7 protein-coding genes and 2 rRNA genes (1 of these 9 running past the window's edge) are annotated in these 15,556 nt (G+C 58.7%); 5 read left to right on the top strand and 4 right to left on the bottom strand.

Translation table 11 applies throughout. The features are described 5' to 3' along the window. Positions 1-88: 88 nt before the first annotated feature. The gene (locus tag ACN19L_RS14840; RefSeq protein WP_426490267.1) at positions 89-3,391 is read right to left on the bottom strand and encodes a hypothetical protein; all 3,303 of its coding nucleotides are present in this window, start codon (positions 3,389-3,391) and stop codon (positions 89-91) included. 10 nt (positions 3,392-3,401) lie between these two features. Then, the gene (locus ACN19L_RS14835) at positions 3,402-4,517 is read right to left on the bottom strand and encodes an NAD(P)/FAD-dependent oxidoreductase (protein ID WP_426490266.1); all 1,116 of its coding nucleotides are present in this window, start codon (positions 4,515-4,517) and stop codon (positions 3,402-3,404) included. 156 nt (positions 4,518-4,673) lie between these two features. On the opposite strand from ACN19L_RS14835, the gene ACN19L_RS14830 reads away from it, so the two are divergent. From ACN19L_RS14830 to ACN19L_RS14810, 5 genes are all read left to right on the top strand, one after another. Continuing rightward, positions 4,674-5,309, top strand: coding sequence for an MBL fold metallo-hydrolase (locus ACN19L_RS14830; protein ID WP_426490265.1), 636 nt, complete (start codon positions 4,674-4,676; stop codon positions 5,307-5,309). A 69-nt stretch (positions 5,310-5,378) separates the two neighbouring features. Next, positions 5,379-6,080, top strand: coding sequence for a CDP-diacylglycerol--serine O-phosphatidyltransferase (gene pssA / locus ACN19L_RS14825; protein WP_426490264.1), 702 nt, complete (start codon positions 5,379-5,381; stop codon positions 6,078-6,080). Positions 6,081-6,236: 156 nt separating this feature from the next. Next, complete coding sequence (gene porU / locus ACN19L_RS14820; protein ID WP_426490263.1) at positions 6,237-10,166, top strand: type IX secretion system sortase PorU; 3,930 nt, start codon at positions 6,237-6,239, stop codon at positions 10,164-10,166. A gap of 46 nt (positions 10,167-10,212) precedes the next feature. Beyond that, on the top strand, positions 10,213-11,418 hold the full coding sequence (gene porV / locus ACN19L_RS14815; protein ID WP_426490262.1) for a type IX secretion system outer membrane channel protein PorV: 1,206 nt from the start codon (positions 10,213-10,215) through the stop codon (positions 11,416-11,418). Between the two features lie 13 nt (positions 11,419-11,431). Beyond that, a complete protein-coding gene (locus tag ACN19L_RS14810) occupies positions 11,432-12,712 on the top strand; it encodes a M16 family metallopeptidase (protein WP_426490261.1) in 1,281 nt (426 codons plus the stop codon). A 386-nt stretch (positions 12,713-13,098) separates the two neighbouring features. Here the strand turns inward: ACN19L_RS14810 and rrf are convergent. Together rrf and ACN19L_RS14800 are read right to left on the bottom strand one after the other, a co-directional pair. Then, a 5S ribosomal RNA gene (gene rrf / locus ACN19L_RS14805) occupies positions 13,099-13,210 on the bottom strand. A 92-nt stretch (positions 13,211-13,302) separates the two neighbouring features. Beyond that, positions 13,303-15,556 (bottom strand): 23S ribosomal RNA (locus tag ACN19L_RS14800) (it continues 653 nt past the right edge of the window).

Below are 15,556 nucleotides of genomic sequence, written 5' to 3'. Positions count from 1 at the left end.
TAGTCTGCAACTCATGGTTCTGAAACAATTCAGCCGGTTTTCCTGGCAGGGAAACCGGCTGAGTGCACGTCTGACGCGGGTCGGACAGTTAGAAATCGTAGCCCAGAGTTACATACAGCTTAGGACCTTTGGTGCTGTATTGCTCCCGGCCCCAGGCCAGGTCGCCCTTCGCGTAGAAGCCCAGCATGGTGGTGCGCATGCCCACTCCGTAGCCGTACAGCATAGGATTGGTAAAGTTGATGACGGTGACGTTGAAAGCCCCCTCCGACACGGGCCGGGTGTTGTTGGAATTGTTCACGCTGAACGGGTTGGCCCCCGAATACGTGGTACCCATATCCCCGAAGGCCGTCAGCTGCAGATTACGAAAGAAGCCGGACTCGATTGGCCGCCGGGAAAGGTACTGCACGATAGGCAGGCGCAGCTCTGAGTTGAACAGCACGTATTTCTGTCCGATCCGCTTGCTGTAATCAAAACCGCGCAGGTTGGTCACAAACTGCTGGTAAAACATCTGCGTGGGGTCCAGCTGAGTAGGATCTACTGCCGGGGCTTTATCAGCCGTAATGAACTGACTGTCGTTGTAGTCGTAATTCAGCCAGTTATCCATGCCGCCCAGGCGGAAGAACGGCTGGGCAGTGCCGCCCCCGATATACTGCCCGAAGCTGGCTCGGTTGGCCCAGATCAGCTGCCGGTGTATTTTCTGGTAGTGGCGCAGATCAATGAAGATCTTGGTGAAGCTGGTGTTATTGCCCGATATATCGTTCAGGCGCGTGATGCCGGCTTTCATGCGGGTACCCTGCAACATGTTCACGCCCGTCGAAACGGAGTTGTCAAATACCAGTTCGCCCTCCCCGCCCAGGTAGTTGTTGGTCTGGTCCTGGGAATTGGTCAGGTCACCGTAATCTTTACGGCTTACTGTTACGAAGCGGGGCCCCAGGCGCACGCTCAGGTTGTGAGTAAGCGGATAAGCCAGCGTGGGCGAAATCTCATGGCGACCGTAACGCACCCGGTTTGCCTGCTGGCCCTGCACAAAGTAAGCCTGCTTCTGGTACCGGACGCTCCAGTCGTAGCGGTGTTTCAGGTTCGTGTACTCAGCAAATATATTGCTGGTGCGCAGGTCGGTGAGAGCGAAGATACCGGCCTGAATCCGGTGATTTTCCATCATATCCGACATGTTCACCTGCCCTAGCAGGCCCAGGCCCAGCAAGGGGTCGGAGTAGAGCGTGGACACTACATTATCGATGCTGAAGCGCGTATCGTAGCGGTAGGGGCCGCTGAGAGTAGCCGCTTCGGCAGGAGCAGCCTGGGGCAGGGCTACTACGGTGGCTGGACGCCGCTTGGGCGTGGCAGGCGTGGCCCGGGAAGCCGGGATGTCCTCGTCAAACTGGTACTCGTTGGTATCCACAGCGCGGGTATCCGGCCGCCGGGCCGGAGCGGGTGCCGGAGCGGCAGCGGGCTGGCCTTCCTGCTGGGCCGCATTGGCCACGGTAGGTCCCGGTCGGTTGGGTGCTGCCGCTTTAGCCGGCTTCGAGCGGTCTTCCAGGGTTTCCTGACGGGCCGTTTTGTACAGTTTTAGGTCAGTGGGCAGCGGGTAGCTGGGGTAGAGGTACACATTTTCGCGCCCGTCTTCCGTCCCCACCACGGCCAGGGTTCCGCTGGTTGCGTTGTAGTCGTAATCCTTGATGTCAGCCAGGAAGCTGGTTACTGGCTGCTGCTGCCGGGTGGCCAGCGGGAGGCGGTACAGGCTCCGGACCCCGCTTTCCTCACTCACGTACAGCACTTCCGAATCGGACAGCGCCCGGGGCCGCCCTTCGTTGGAAATGGTGTTGGCCAGCATTTCTATCGGCTGAGCCCGCCCGTCCAGGTGATACAGATACAGGTCAAAATTATTGACTACGGCGCTGAAGCTGCCCTTGGCCGTACCGGCCGAATCCAGCCAGCGGTTGGAGCTGAACACGATGCCCGCCCCGCCCGGCAGGAAGGTTGGCTCCACGTCATCAAACACGTCGTTCGTGAGCTTTTCGGGTGTGCGGGTACCGGCCCGCAGCAGGTAGATATCGTTCTGCCCGTTGCGCACCCCACTAAATACCAACGACTTGCCATCGGGCGAGTAGCTGATATCCGTCACCTGCGAGAACTGCCCGAACAGGGAGTTGCTTCGCCCGAAGGTTGGCAGCAGGCTTTTCAGGCGGGCCAGCATGTTGGGCACGCCCCCGTTAGCCTCCCGGAGCTGCAGAGTCAGCTGGCCCTTGCTTTCCTCCACCACCGCCACCTGCCCGTTGCCGCGCCACGCCAGCACCGGCAGGCGGGTTTCCACCTGCTGGTCGGGGGTTTTGTAGCCGCCCCGGTGAATTTTGGTGCGGTCTTTTCCATTCTTATCCATTACCAGCACCCGGTAGCGGCCCTGGTCGTTCTGCACAAAAGCCAGGTGCTGCCCGTTGGGGCTCAGTACCGGCTGGCTGTACACCACTGCCCGGCGGTTGCGGCTGGTTACGCTGGTATTGTCGGCAAACTCCTGGTAGGGCGTCTGGGGTTGGGCGTTCAGCTGGCGGTAGTAGCCCAGCCAGTCCTTCAGGAATACTTTATAGGGCACATTCAGCGAGGAACTGATGCCCACTTCCACGTCGCGGGTGATGCGCGTCAGATTCAGAATGTTCTGAATGCTGGTATAGCCGTAGCGCTCTGCAATGTAGTTCCACATGCTTTGGCCGGCCAACTCCGGGTTGCGCAAAAAGAACGGAGCCGTCCGGTTGCCCTCGTACTCTTTGGTCATGGTGCGCATGTAGTTGTCCATCTCCACGCTCCAGCCCTGCGCGGCGTACGCCGAGGCTCCGCTGATAAACCAGTTGGGCAGCTGCAGCAGGTAGGTACTCTGAATTACTTCTTTCAGGGAGCCCCCGTACATCATGTCGTTGAGCAATACCTGCGTGATGCGGTTGCTCAAATCCTGCTTGAAGCGGGTCTGTTGGCCCTGGAAGGCAATCTGCACCTTGGTCAGGCGTAGCAGCGAGGTTTCGCCACCGGTTTCGTACTTATCCGCCGAAAGCCCCACGTTGCTCTGCCGCAGGTCGCCGACGGAGTTGTAGAGCATGATGGTGGTTTTAGAATAGGGGTAGTAGCCAATGAGCCCGGTAATACGCTGCAGCTCTTTCTCGGCATATTCCGCCGCGTGCCGGGCATTACTTTCGCCCCCGGCGTAGTAGTAGATGTTGAAGTTCTGGGTGCTCAGCTGCTGCCACTGAAACTCCTTGTACTGAATGCGCACCCGCCCGAACGGCTCCTGCGCCGTTTGGGCCTGCGCCCGACCACCCACCAGCAACCCGCTCAGCAGCAAAGCCGCCAGGCCAGCCGGCCCACTCACGCGGGGCCGGAAAAGAAAGGACACGTGCCTCATATACAGAAAGTCAGGAGCGAAATACGGAGGAATCAGCCGCCGCCGGCGCGGACGGATACAACGAAAAATAACGCCGGATATTGACTTCGGGCCAGGGCTCTACGTCATTTTCCAGCCAGTCGGCCATTAGTTGGGCCAGCCGGGGAGCCATCATCACTCCTTTTGAGCCGAACCCGTTGAAAATATGTACGCCCGGCGTTTCCGGGTGGGTACCCAGCAGCGGTTTCCGGTCGCGCACGGCGGGCCGCACGCCCGCACGCTGCTCCGTTACACGGAAGGGCAAGCGGGTAATGGCCTGCAGGCGCTGCACCAGCTCGGCGCGGGCTTCGGGCGTGGTACCCGCTGCGAAGGGCGGCCAGCGGTAGGTGGCCCCTACCCGCAGCTGCCCGCCAGCCAGCGGCACCACGTACGCGCCTTTGTTGAGCACGGCACCTGCCGGCATCTCCGGACATTCTACCGTCAGCACCTCGCCCTGGTTGGGGGTGAGGGGCAACCAGTTAAAATAAGGATTGTGTACGGCTGCTGCTCCCTCACAGCTGATGACGTGGCGGGCGTGTATCTGCCCGTCATGCCCGTTATAGAGGAAGCCACCGGATGCATCGGCAACAAGCCGGCCCCAGTCAAAAGTTTCGTGCCGGAGCCATCCTTCCTGCCGGCCCAGGGCGGTAAGCCGGGTCAGCAGCTCTTCCACCAGCACGTAGCCCCCACCCCGAATGCAGAGGCCGCCAAATTCCTGTTCTACGCCGGGCAGCACCGGCAGCTCACCGGTGGCTTCCTGCACAAACGGCCGCCAGGGCTGGTCGGCGCTGCGGGCCAGCACGGAGTTCTGCTCCTGCACCGAAGAGAACAGCTTCAGAATGGGCAGCTCTTGCAGAATGGGCACCCGCAGCCGCTCCTCTTGCGCCCGGTAGAAGGGTATAGCCGCCGCCAGCAACTCCTCAGCCCGCCAGGCCAGAGCAAACCGCTTACCAGCCACCGGATTCATGAGGCCGGCCGCTACCCGGGAGGCCGAATCGGGCTGGGGCGCATCCAGCACCAGCACCTGCCGGTGGCGCGCCCGTAGCTCGGCCGCCAGCGCGGCTCCCGCAATTCCGTAGCCCACCAGAATGTAATCAACGCGCATCATGGGAGGCAAGGTAGGGATTTGGTGGCACGCATGGTAGCGGCCTCGCGGGCGGTGGCCGCCGCTGTCGGAACCGGGGCGGCCCCACGTCGGTAGTGTTGCGTAACTTACCCACGCAATTGCGGGCGGGCGGTGCCCGTTCTTCGTTTCTTTCTTTTTATGACGGTTTCCGGATTTACCTTCAACGCCTTTTCTGAAAACACCTACCTGCTGCACGATGCCACCGGGCAGTGCGTGGTGGTAGACCCCGGTTGCTACGAGAAAGCCGAGCAGCAGGCCCTGCGGCAGTTCATTACCGACCAAGGGCTGCAGGTAGTGCTACTGCTGAACACGCACTGCCACATCGACCACGTATTTGGCAATCAGTTTGTGCTGGATACTTATCAAGTGCCTTTTCTGATTCATGAGGCTGATTTGAGCACGCTCCGCTCGGTACCGGCCTACGCGCCCAGCTACGGCTTTCCACACTACACGCCGGCTGAGCCCACGGGCTTTCTGACGGCCGGAGAACCGGTGCGGTTCGGCGAAACGGAGCTGGAAGTGCGGTTTGCCCCCGGCCACGCTCCTGGCCACGTGGTGTTCTACCACGCGCCCTCCGGGGTAGTCATCGGGGGCGACGTGCTGTTCCGGGGCAGCATCGGCCGCACCGACCTGCCCGGCGGCGACTACGCCACGCTCATCCGCAGCATCCGGACGGCGCTATTTACTCTACCCGACGAAACGGTGGTGTATCCCGGCCACGGCCCGGCCACTACCGTAGGCGAGGAGCGGCGCAGCAACCCGTTTCTGCAGTAACGCCCCAGGCTGCCGCCATATCCCGCCGCCGGGTTTTCTTCTTAATCTGAGCCGTTAACGCTTCTATCCTTGAAAAAACATCTTCCGAATGCTGTTACCTGCCTGAACCTGTTTTCAGGCTGCGTGGCGCTGTGTCAGATTTTCGCCGGCAACCTGGAGCTGGGGGCCTACTTTGTAGTACTGTCCGCCGTATTTGATTTTTTCGATGGGCTGCTGGCCCGGGCCCTGCACGTGTCCTCTCCCATCGGCAAGGACTTGGACTCCCTGGCCGACGTAGTATCGTTTGGGGTAGTGCCAGGCGCTTTCCTGTACGCCCTGCTCACGCAAAGCGGTGCCGACCTGCCCACCTGGCTACCTTATGCTGGCTTTATCGTAACGGTATTCTCAGCCCTGCGCCTGGCAAAGTTCAACAACGATACCCGCCAGTCGGAGTCGTTTATTGGGTTACCTACCCCAGCCTGCACGCTGGTGGTAGCTTCTCTACCCCTGATTCTGGCCAACGACCGGTTTGCCCTCAGCCCTTTTATTCTCACTCCCTGGGTGCTGCTGGCACTCACGCTGGGGTTGTCGGGGCTATTGGTGGCCGAGCTGCCACTGTTCGCACTGAAATTCAAATCTTTTCGCTGGCAGGATAATCAGGTGCGGTTTATCTTCCTGTTGCTGAGCCTGGGCCTGCTACTGGGGCTGTGGGCGGCGGCCATTCCGGTAATTATTCTGCTGTACGTGCTGCTTTCGGTGCTGAACCCGGCCAAGCCGATTATTAAGTCCTAACCCATGCGGGCTGGCCCTGGCTGCCGAACCGGTGTTTTTTTGTGCTGCAGGCAGCAATAATCCCTGGTTTTGGCAGTTACATACCAAGGGCTGAACTGTGCGGCGTAGCTGTCTGTTACGCCTCTGACCTGTTGTTTTTCCGTTGCTGTATTGCGTATGCGTTTTTCTACGTTCCGGTTACTTGCGCTATGGGCACTCAGTGTGGCCGGTTTAGGCGCGCAGGCACAGTCAACGCAGGTGGTTCGGGCGCGCATCACCTGGACGGGCACTGAGCCGGTAGCCATCCGGGGTCAGCAGCGCCGGGTACCGTCGTTCCGCGGGGCCTCTTTCCGCACCGGGCAACAGGTGGGTACCTTCCAGATGCGGCTACCCAGCGCCGCCGCCGAGGGCCAGTTGCAGGATGCCGTGTACGAGGCTGTGCCCACCGCCGAAGCCCGGCAGCTGGACCTGGCGGCCCTGCCGACCACGCCGGCTGTGGAGCTGATTACCGGCCAGGAAAATCGGCAGCCTGTCACGCTACTCTCCCTCCGTCCTCTGCGTCGCAACCCCCAGACCGGTCAGCCCGAGAAGCTGGTTTCCTTTAGCTACGCCTATTTGCCGACTGCTTTCCGAAGCACGGCCAGCCGCAGCTACGCCCGCGCCTCCGTCCTTAGCCAAGGCGAGTGGTTTAAGCTGGGCGTGGCCAGCAGCGGAATTTATAAGCTTGACCGGGCTGTTCTCAGCAGCCTGGGCCTGAATGTGCAGAGTCTCGACCCCAGCCGCCTGCGGCTATACGGCAATGCCATGGGGACCCTGCCCCAGGCCAACAGTGCCTACCGCCCCGATGATTTGGTGGAAAATTCCATCCAGTTCGTCGGCGACGCCAACCCCACCTTCGACGAGAACGAGTATTTCCTGTTTTATGCCCGGGGCCCGCACACCTGGGCCCGGGAAGGCCAGTCGGCTTTTTTTCGCCACCAGCAGAACCCGTACGCCGACACGGCCTACTACTTTGTAACCGTGGGTACAGGCCCCGGCCGCCGCGTAGTGCCCGCCGCCACCGTGAGTGGCGCGGCTTCGGCCCGGATTACCACGTTTGCTGAGCGGCAGTTCTATGAGCGGGAATTGCTGAACGTTGCTAAGTCGGGCCGGGTATGGGTGGGAGAGCAGTTCTCCACGACCGCCGGCCTCCAGCGGGATTTTTCGTTTCCGGTGGCCGATCTGGTGCCCGGTTCGTTGGCCCGCGTTACTTCCTCAGTAGTGGCGGCCTCCCCCAACGCCACTACGTTCCAAACCAGCATCAACGGCCAGGGCACCGCCACGCAGGTAGTGCCCGGCTTTTCCTGTACCGGCGGCTTCGGTTGCTACCCCGAGAAAGCCAATACCAATCTGTCGGAGCTTACCTACCCGGTCCCGGCTACCGCGCCAACTGATGTCAAAGTCAGCCTGACGTACACTCCCGGCTCCGACCCGGCTTCTACGGGCTTCCTGGATTATCTGGAGTTGAATGCTTTGCGGCAGCTTCGTTTTAGTGGTAGTCAGCTGGAATTCCGCTCATTAAGCAACGTGGCTCCCGGCGCGGTTAGTCAGTTTGAACTGGGCAACGCAGCGGCCGGCACGACCATCTGGGACGTTACCAACCCGCGCCGCCCGACCCTGGTGCAGCACGCGGCCGGCACCTTCCTGGCTCGTACCGACTCGGTGCGCGAGTACGTGGCGTTTGCGGGCAACAGCTTCCTGGCCCCCCGGGGCTTCGGCCGGGTGCCCAACCAGAATCTGCACGCCCTCAACCTGGATGGGAAGCTGGAGCTGGTAATTCTCACGCATCCCGCTTTTCTGGCCGCTGCCAACAAGCTGGCAGCCCACCGGGCCGCCCACGATGGGCTGACGGTGCAGGTAGTAACCACCTCCCAGGTGTACAATGAGTTCGGCTCGGGCGGGCAGGATGTGTCCGCCATCCGCGACTTGATGAAGATGGTGTATGACCGGAACACCGCCGGCCGACGCCAGTATCTGCTGCTGTTCGGCGACGCCTCCTACGATTATAAGGCCGACCCGACCAATGACCTCACCCAGCTGCCCGCCTGGTGGAAGGACCGGTTCCCCCGTAACGCCGATAAAATCAACCAGAACTTCGTGCCGGTATATGAGTCGGTGGAAGGCTTTGACCTAGTGATGGGTACCCGCCCGAGTAGCCTGGGTCTTACGTATTCCTCCGACGACTACTATGGCCTGCTCGATGATAACGAGGGTGCGTGGCTGCCCAACACCAGCTCCGAGCTGATGGATGTGGCCGTGGGTCGCCTGCCGGTGCGCACCGCCGCCATGGCCCTGAACACCGTGGATAAGCTCATTGGCTACGATGCTGTAGCCGGCTTCGGGAAGTGGCGCAACCGCCTTTCGTTCGTGGCCGATGATGGCGACGGCAACCTGTTCACGTATTACAGCGACCAGCTGGCTAATCCGCTGGATACCCTACGCACGGCCCGCAGCTACAACGTGTACAAGCAGTACCTCGACCTGTTTCCGCAAACCATTGTTGCTTCCGGTGCCAGTTCGCCCGCCGCAGAAAAAGCCGTGGATGAGGCCTTCGAAAAAGGCTCCCTACTCATTAATTACATCGGGCATGGTGGCCCCGCCAAGTGGGCCGATGAGTCTATTCTGACCAACACCTCTATTTTACGGTTGCAGAATTCGACTTCGCTGCCTTTTCTGTTCACGGGCACCTGCGACTTCAGCACCTATGATAACCCCGAGTTTACCTCAGCCGGGGAAATTGCCCTGACGGACATCAGCGGCGGGGCTATTGGCTTGCTGACCACCACCCGCGTGGTGTACGCCGATAAAAACCAGGCCCTGGCCATCGAGTTCTTCAACGACCTGTTCAAGCCCCGCGCCGACGGTTCCATGCCCCGCATCGGCGACATCTGCCGCATGGCCAAAAATATTGCCGTGGCCGGCGACAACAACCGCAACTACGCCCTGCTCGGCGACCCGTCCATGCGGCTGGCGTACCCGGAGCAGGAAGCCGCGGTAACAGCCATTAATGGCAAAGCGGCCACCCAAACCGATACGCTGAAGGCCTTGCAGCAGGTGGAGTTGCGCGGGGAAATTCGCCGGGCGGGCCGGGTGAATACCACATTCAACGGCACGGCCAACGTGCAGGTGTTTGAGAAGAAAATTACCACCCGCACGCTGGGCAACGAATCGGATCCGGTGCCGGTAACGCTCCGGGAAAACGTGCTGTACGATGGCCCGGCTACCGTGCGTAACGGGCAGTTTAAGGTGCAGTTTGTAGTACCCAAGGACATCAACTACAACGTGGGGCTGGGCAAAATCAGCCTTTACGCCGCTGACAACACCACCCGCACCGACGCCCACGGGCAGCAGCTGGTGGGTGTGGGCGACGCTTCCCCCCTCGCCTTCCGCGACACCATTCCGCCCCGCATCCGGCTGTTTATGGATAATGAGCAGTTTGTATTTGGGGGAATGACGGGCCTGACTACCACGCTGCTGGGCACCCTGCGCGACGAAAGCGGCATCAATACCGCCGGTACCGGCATCGGCCACGACCTGACGGCCACCCTTGATGGGGATGCCAGCAAGGTCACCATCCTGAACTCTTTCTACACGGCCAAAACCGACAGCTTTCAGGTGGGCCGCGTGGAGTATAAGTTCAAGGACCTGACCGCCGGCCCCCACGAGCTGCGCGTGAAGGCTTGGGATACGTGGAACAATTCGGCGGAGCACACCATTGAGTTTGTGGCCGCTCCCACCGAGAAACTGGCCTTGCAGCACGTACTGAATTACCCCAACCCATTCGCCCGGAATACCACCTTTCATTTCGACCATAACCGCCAGGGCGAAGACCTCGACATCCAAGTGCAGATTTTTACCGTTTCTGGTAAGCTGGTACGCACCCTGCAGGCTACGGCCCTCGGTAGCGGCTCGCACGTGTCCGCCATCAGCTGGGACGGCCGCGACGAATACCAGGACCAGCTGGCCCGGGGCGTGTACGTGTACCGCGTGAGCGTACGCACTCTCTCCCTCAACGGCGGGGCCACATCCACTACCTCCAAATACGAAAAACTAGTGCTGCTGAATTAACTGCAGCTTTTCGCCTACCTTCCGCCTCCAACCCTTTTTCCCGTCTATGACACTGCCGAAACTGTCCTTGCGCTCTGTTCTGCTACCTGGCCTGCTTGGTCTCGCAGCTACTGCCACTCATGCTCAGAGCCGGGTCAATGCCATTACCACCGCCGTGCCCATTCTCACGATCAGCCCCGATGGTCGCTCCTCGGCATTGGGCGAGGCCGGTGTAGCCATTAGCCCCGACGCCAATGCCGGCTATTACAACCCCGGCAAGCTGGGCTTCGTGCGCTACCAGCACAGCGCGGCCGTATCGTACACGCCCTGGCTGGCCAGCATTTCCAACGACATGGGCTTGGCATACCTCAGCGGCACCAGCAAAATCGGAGAGCGGGCTACCTTGTCGGCCAACCTGATGTACTTTGATTTGGGTCAGATTGATTACCGTGATGCGAACAACGCGCCTAACGGCACTTTCAACCCCAAGGAATACGCTCTGACTATTGGTTACGGCCAGAAGCTCAGCGACAAATTCGGGGTAGGCATCAACGCCCGCTACATTCGCTCCAATCTTACCGGCGGGGCCGCCAACGTCGATTCTAATCCGGCCAACGCCATTGCCGTTGACCTTGGCGCCTACTATAATACTGACTTGAGCATTGGTGCTGGTGACTACGGCTTGGCCTTCGGCGCAGCCGTGTCCAATATCGGCAACAAGATTACCTATACTGATCCTAACCAGGCTGACTTTTTACCCACTAACCTGAAGCTGGGCACGGCTATTACCAAAGAGTTGGACGCCTACAATAAGCTCACCCTGACGGTGGACGCTAATAAGCTGCTTGTACCGTCGCCATACTATGATAAAAACGACCCCACCGATGACCGCACGCGGCCTGCGGTGGTAGAGGAAAACGAGAGGCGCGCAGGCTACGGCATCGTGCGCGGCATCACCAGCTCCTTCAGCGACGCCCCCGGGGGCTTTAAGGAAGAGTTGAAGGAAATCAACCTTTCCGCGGGTGTTGAGTATTCCTACAACGACCTGCTGATGGTTCGCGCGGGCTATTTCTACGAAAACCCGATGAAGGGTGACCGGCAATACCTGAGCTTTGGGGCTGGCGTACGATATCAGGTGTTCGGTATCGATGGCACCTATCTGGTGCCCAACTCCAAAGCCAATCCTCTCGCGCAAACATTACGCGTATCACTGCACTTTAACTTCAACGAGCTTAGCGAAGCCTTTGGTGGCTCCGACAGCCCGACCAATTAACTCCTCCTTATTGATGCTCGACCGCACAGTCGCTCCTCCCGTTCAGCCGCTGGCCAGCGTTACGCTGCCCGCGGCTGACGTGTTTTTGCTCCCGAATGGAGCCCGCCTGCATGTTCTTCGCAACAACGCCCAGCCGGTCGTTCGGCTACAGGTAGTAGTGAAAGCTGGAAAATGGGCTGAGCCAGCCTCCGGTATTTCTCTACTTACTGCCCGTATGCTGCTGGAAGGCACCCGTAACCGCACCGCCCGCCAGATTGCCGATGAGGTAGCCTTCTACGGGGCCTCGTTGGAATGTGAACAGGGCTTTGATCGGGCTACGCTCACGCTCTATTGCCTGACCCGGCATCTGGCCAGTCTGCTGCCACTGGTTATGGATGTGCTCACCGAACCTACCTTTCCCGAAGCCGAGCTGTCCCAGCTCAAAACCCGCACCATTCAGAACGTGCGCGTAGAGCGGCAGAAAACAAGCTACTTGGCTGCTGAACAGTTCTCGGCGGATGTATTTGGTGCGCATCACCCGTATGGGCAGAAGTTCAACGAAGAGACATTCCAGCAAATAACTTCCCTACAGCTGCAGAATTTCCACCAGTTGGCCTACCAGCTCAGCAGTGCTGAACTATTCCTCTGCGGTGATATCAATGTAGCTGATGAAGAGTTGTTGCAGAAATTCTTCGGGGCCGTGCCGCCACTTACGCTGCCAGCGTTGGAAGTGGATACTCCCTCTCTTGTACCCGCAGTGCGCACCACCTACGTACCGGTTGATGGCAGCCTGCAGGCCTCACTTCGCATTGGCCGGCTCTGGCCCCCTCTGACGGATGAGCACGCCCACCACCTTCAGGTACTAGTGAAAGTGCTAGGTGGATATTTTGGCTCCCGGCTGATGAAAAATATCCGGGAAGACAAAGGTCTCACGTACGGTATCTACGCCAGCATCGGCCCGCGTGAGCACGCCACCAGCTTTGTTATTGGGTCTGATGTGAACGGCGCTAGTGCAGAGGCAGCCATTCAAGAAATACACCATGAGTTGTACCGGCTACAGCAAGAGCTCATCCCCGAAGCCGAACTGCGAACCGTCAAGAACTATATGGCTGGAAAGTTTGCCAATGAACTGAGCACTGTATTTGAGCAATGCGACAAATACAAAAATTTACTTTTTCTCAACCTCACCCCAACCTACTATACCGACTTCTTAACCAATATTCAGCATGTCGATGCCGAAACACTCCGTCGCCTAGCGCAGCAATACTTAACACCAACGGTGATGACTCAGGTAATTGCTGGCCCGGCTAACTAACCAGATAGAGGCACCCCACTTAACAAGAAGCCCGCGCAGTCTGTACTGCGCGGGCTTCTTGTTAAATGCTTCTAATAAAGCTTCAACACAACGCTGCATTACGTGGCTGAAGCATCTCTTAAGATGCTGGCATCTGGTTTTGTCAGAAACTCTATGTAAGGAGCCTCTGTCAAATACTATACGGCCCTTAAGCTCCTGTCAGACCACTTGAGTCAGTGGTCTGATCTCAAGCCGACTACGGCATCCGCCTTATCATGGCCACAAACCTATTCCTACCATATTCGGGGTGTTGGGGTGCGGCAGGGGGGGGGTAAACGCAGCGAGCCCCGCAGCAGTTGCGGGGCCCGAGGGGGACCAGCAATGCGCGGGGCTCGCGTGTGCTAAAAGGTTGGCGGCGACCGACTCTCCCACCGGTGAAGGCAGTACCATAGGCGCTCCGGGGCTTAACGACTCTGTTCGGAATGGAAAGAGGTGAACACCCGGGCTAAAGCCACCATTAGCAGCGCAGCACACTGTTCAGTTACCTGAACACGGCTGTCATATTCAACATAGAGGGCGAGACAAACAAAGCAGCGGTAGTGAGCTGTATCCTGCAGAAGTGTTCGAGCCCTTAGTACCCCTCGGCTGTGCGATTCCGCGCTCTACACCTGGGGCCTATCAACGTCCTCGTCTCGAACGGCTCTTATAATCGGAAATCTCATCTTCAGGTGAGTTTCGCACTTAGATGCTTTCAGCGCTTATCTCATCCCAGCGTCGCTACCCGGCGCTGCAACTGGCGTCACAACCGGTGCACGAGCGGCTGGTCCAACTCGGTCCTCTCGTACTAAAGTCAGGTCCTGTCAAATTTCCCACGCCCACCACAGATAGGGACCGAACTGTCTCACGACGTTCTGAACCCAGCTCGCGTGCCACTTTAATCGGCGAACAGCCGAACCCTTGGGACCTTCTCCAGCCCCAGGACGTGACGAGCCGACATCGAGGTGCCAAACCTCCCCGTCGATATGAGCTCTTGGGGGAGATCAGCCTGTTATCCCCGGCGTACCTTTTATCCTTTGAGCGATGGCCCTTCCATGCGGAACCACCGGATCACTATATCCGTCTTTCGACCCTGCTCGGCTTGTAGGCCTCACAGTCAAGCCTGCTTCTGCTATTGCGCTCTACATCCGGTTACCAAGCGGATTGAGCAGACCTTTGAAAGCCTCCGATACTTTTTTGGAGGCGACCACCCCAGTCAAACTACCCAGCAGACACTGTCTCCGTTTTCCAGATTAGGTGCCAAACAACACAAGGGTGGTATTTCAACGTTGACTCCCCCAGACCTGGCGGCCCGGGCTCACAGTCTCCCACCTATCCTACACATGTGTTGTCCAGCATCAATGTCAACCTATAGTAAAGGTGCACGGGGTCTTTCCGTCCCGTGGCGGGTACTCGGCATCTTCACCGAGACTACAATTTCACCGAGCTCATGGCTGAGACAGCGCCCAGATCGTTACACCATTCGTGCAGGTCGGAACTTACCCGACAAGGAATTTCGCTACCTTAGGACCGTTATAGTTACGGCCGCCGTTTACCGGGGCTTCGATTCAAACCTTCGCTTGCGCTAAGTTCCCCTCTTAACCTTCCGGCACCGGGCAGGTGTCAGGCCTTATACTTCCGCTTACGCGTTCGCAAAGCCATGTGTTTTTGTTAAACAGTCGCCTGGGCCTTTTCACTGCGGCTTCTTGCATTGCTGCAAGGAAGCGTCCCTTCTCCCGAAGTTACAGGACCATTTTGCCGAGTTCCTTGGCCATGATTCACTCGAGCCCCTCAGGATACTCTCCTTGACTACCTGTGTCGGTTTGCGGTACGGGCTAGCATTCAGTAAACGCTTAGCAGGTTTTCTTGGCAGTCTGATTAGGCACACTATCCCATTGGCCGAGGCCGCTAGGTACTATCACGTTTCAGCAACCAGAGCGTACTTAACTACTCTAGCTATACCTACACGCTTTAACGGGCACTTCCGTCCGCCCGCGGTGCTTTCACTTCTGCGTCACTGCATCACTCCAAATACTAGGTGCTGGAATATCAACCAGCTGTCCATCGACGTAGCCTCTCGGCGTAGCCTTAGGTCCCGACTAACCCTGCTCCGATTAGCGTTGAGCAGGAAACCTTAGTCTATCGGGGGGCGGGTTTCTCACCCGCCTTATCGTTACTCATGCCTACATTTGCTTTTCTCACCGCTCCAGCTCGCCTGACGACGCACCTTCACCGCTGATGAGAATGCTCCCCTACCACTTGCCCATAAGGCAAATCCATCGCTTCGGTACCGGACTTGATGCCCGTGTATTATCGATGCCCTCTCGCTCGACCAGTGAGCTGTTACGCACTCTTTAAAGGAATGGCTGCTTCCAAGCCAACCTCCTGGCTGTCAAAGCAAGTGGACCTCCTTTGTTCAACTTAGTCCGAATTTAGGGACCTTAGCGGATGGTCTGGGTTCTTTCCCTCTCGGCCTGGGACCTTAGCACCCCAAGCCTCACTGCCGAGTATATCAACGGGCATTCGGAGTTCGTCAGGATTCGGTAGGCTGTGACACCCCCTAGTCCTATCGGTAGCTCTACCTCCCGCTGACTCCACCTCGACGCTGTACCTAAATACATTTCGGGGAGTACGAGCTATTTCTCAGTTTGATTGGCCTTTCACCCCTACCCACAAGTCATCCAAATCCTTTTCAACGGAAACTGGTTCGGTCCTCCAGTTGGTGTTACCCAACCTTCAACCTGCTCATGGGTAGATCACAAAGTTTCGCGTCTACCCCCTCTGACTCTGCGCCCTATTCAGACTCGCTTTCGCTGCGGCTCCATGACT

The sequence above is a fragment of the Hymenobacter sp. 102 genome (assembly GCF_049949205.1).
GTDB lineage: Bacteria > Bacteroidota > Bacteroidia > Cytophagales > Hymenobacteraceae > Hymenobacter.
Note: the sequence above shows the minus strand (reverse complement) of the source record. Positions and strands in the feature narration are given on the sequence as shown.

Coding starts and splice junctions, on each gene's coding strand:
- ACN19L_RS14835 (WP_426490266.1), bottom strand. CDS start 4,517: ATGATGCGCGTTGATTACATTCTGGTGGGCTACGGAATTGCGGGAGCC.
- ACN19L_RS14810 (WP_426490261.1), top strand. CDS start 11,432: ATGCTCGACCGCACAGTCGCTCCTCCCGTTCAGCCGCTGGCCAGCGTT.
- ACN19L_RS14840 (WP_426490267.1), bottom strand. CDS start 3,391: ATGAGGCACGTGTCCTTTCTTTTCCGGCCCCGCGTGAGTGGGCCGGCT.
- ACN19L_RS14830 (WP_426490265.1), top strand. CDS start 4,674: ATGACGGTTTCCGGATTTACCTTCAACGCCTTTTCTGAAAACACCTAC.
- porV (WP_426490262.1), top strand. CDS start 10,213: ATGACACTGCCGAAACTGTCCTTGCGCTCTGTTCTGCTACCTGGCCTG.
- porU (WP_426490263.1), top strand. CDS start 6,237: ATGCGTTTTTCTACGTTCCGGTTACTTGCGCTATGGGCACTCAGTGTG.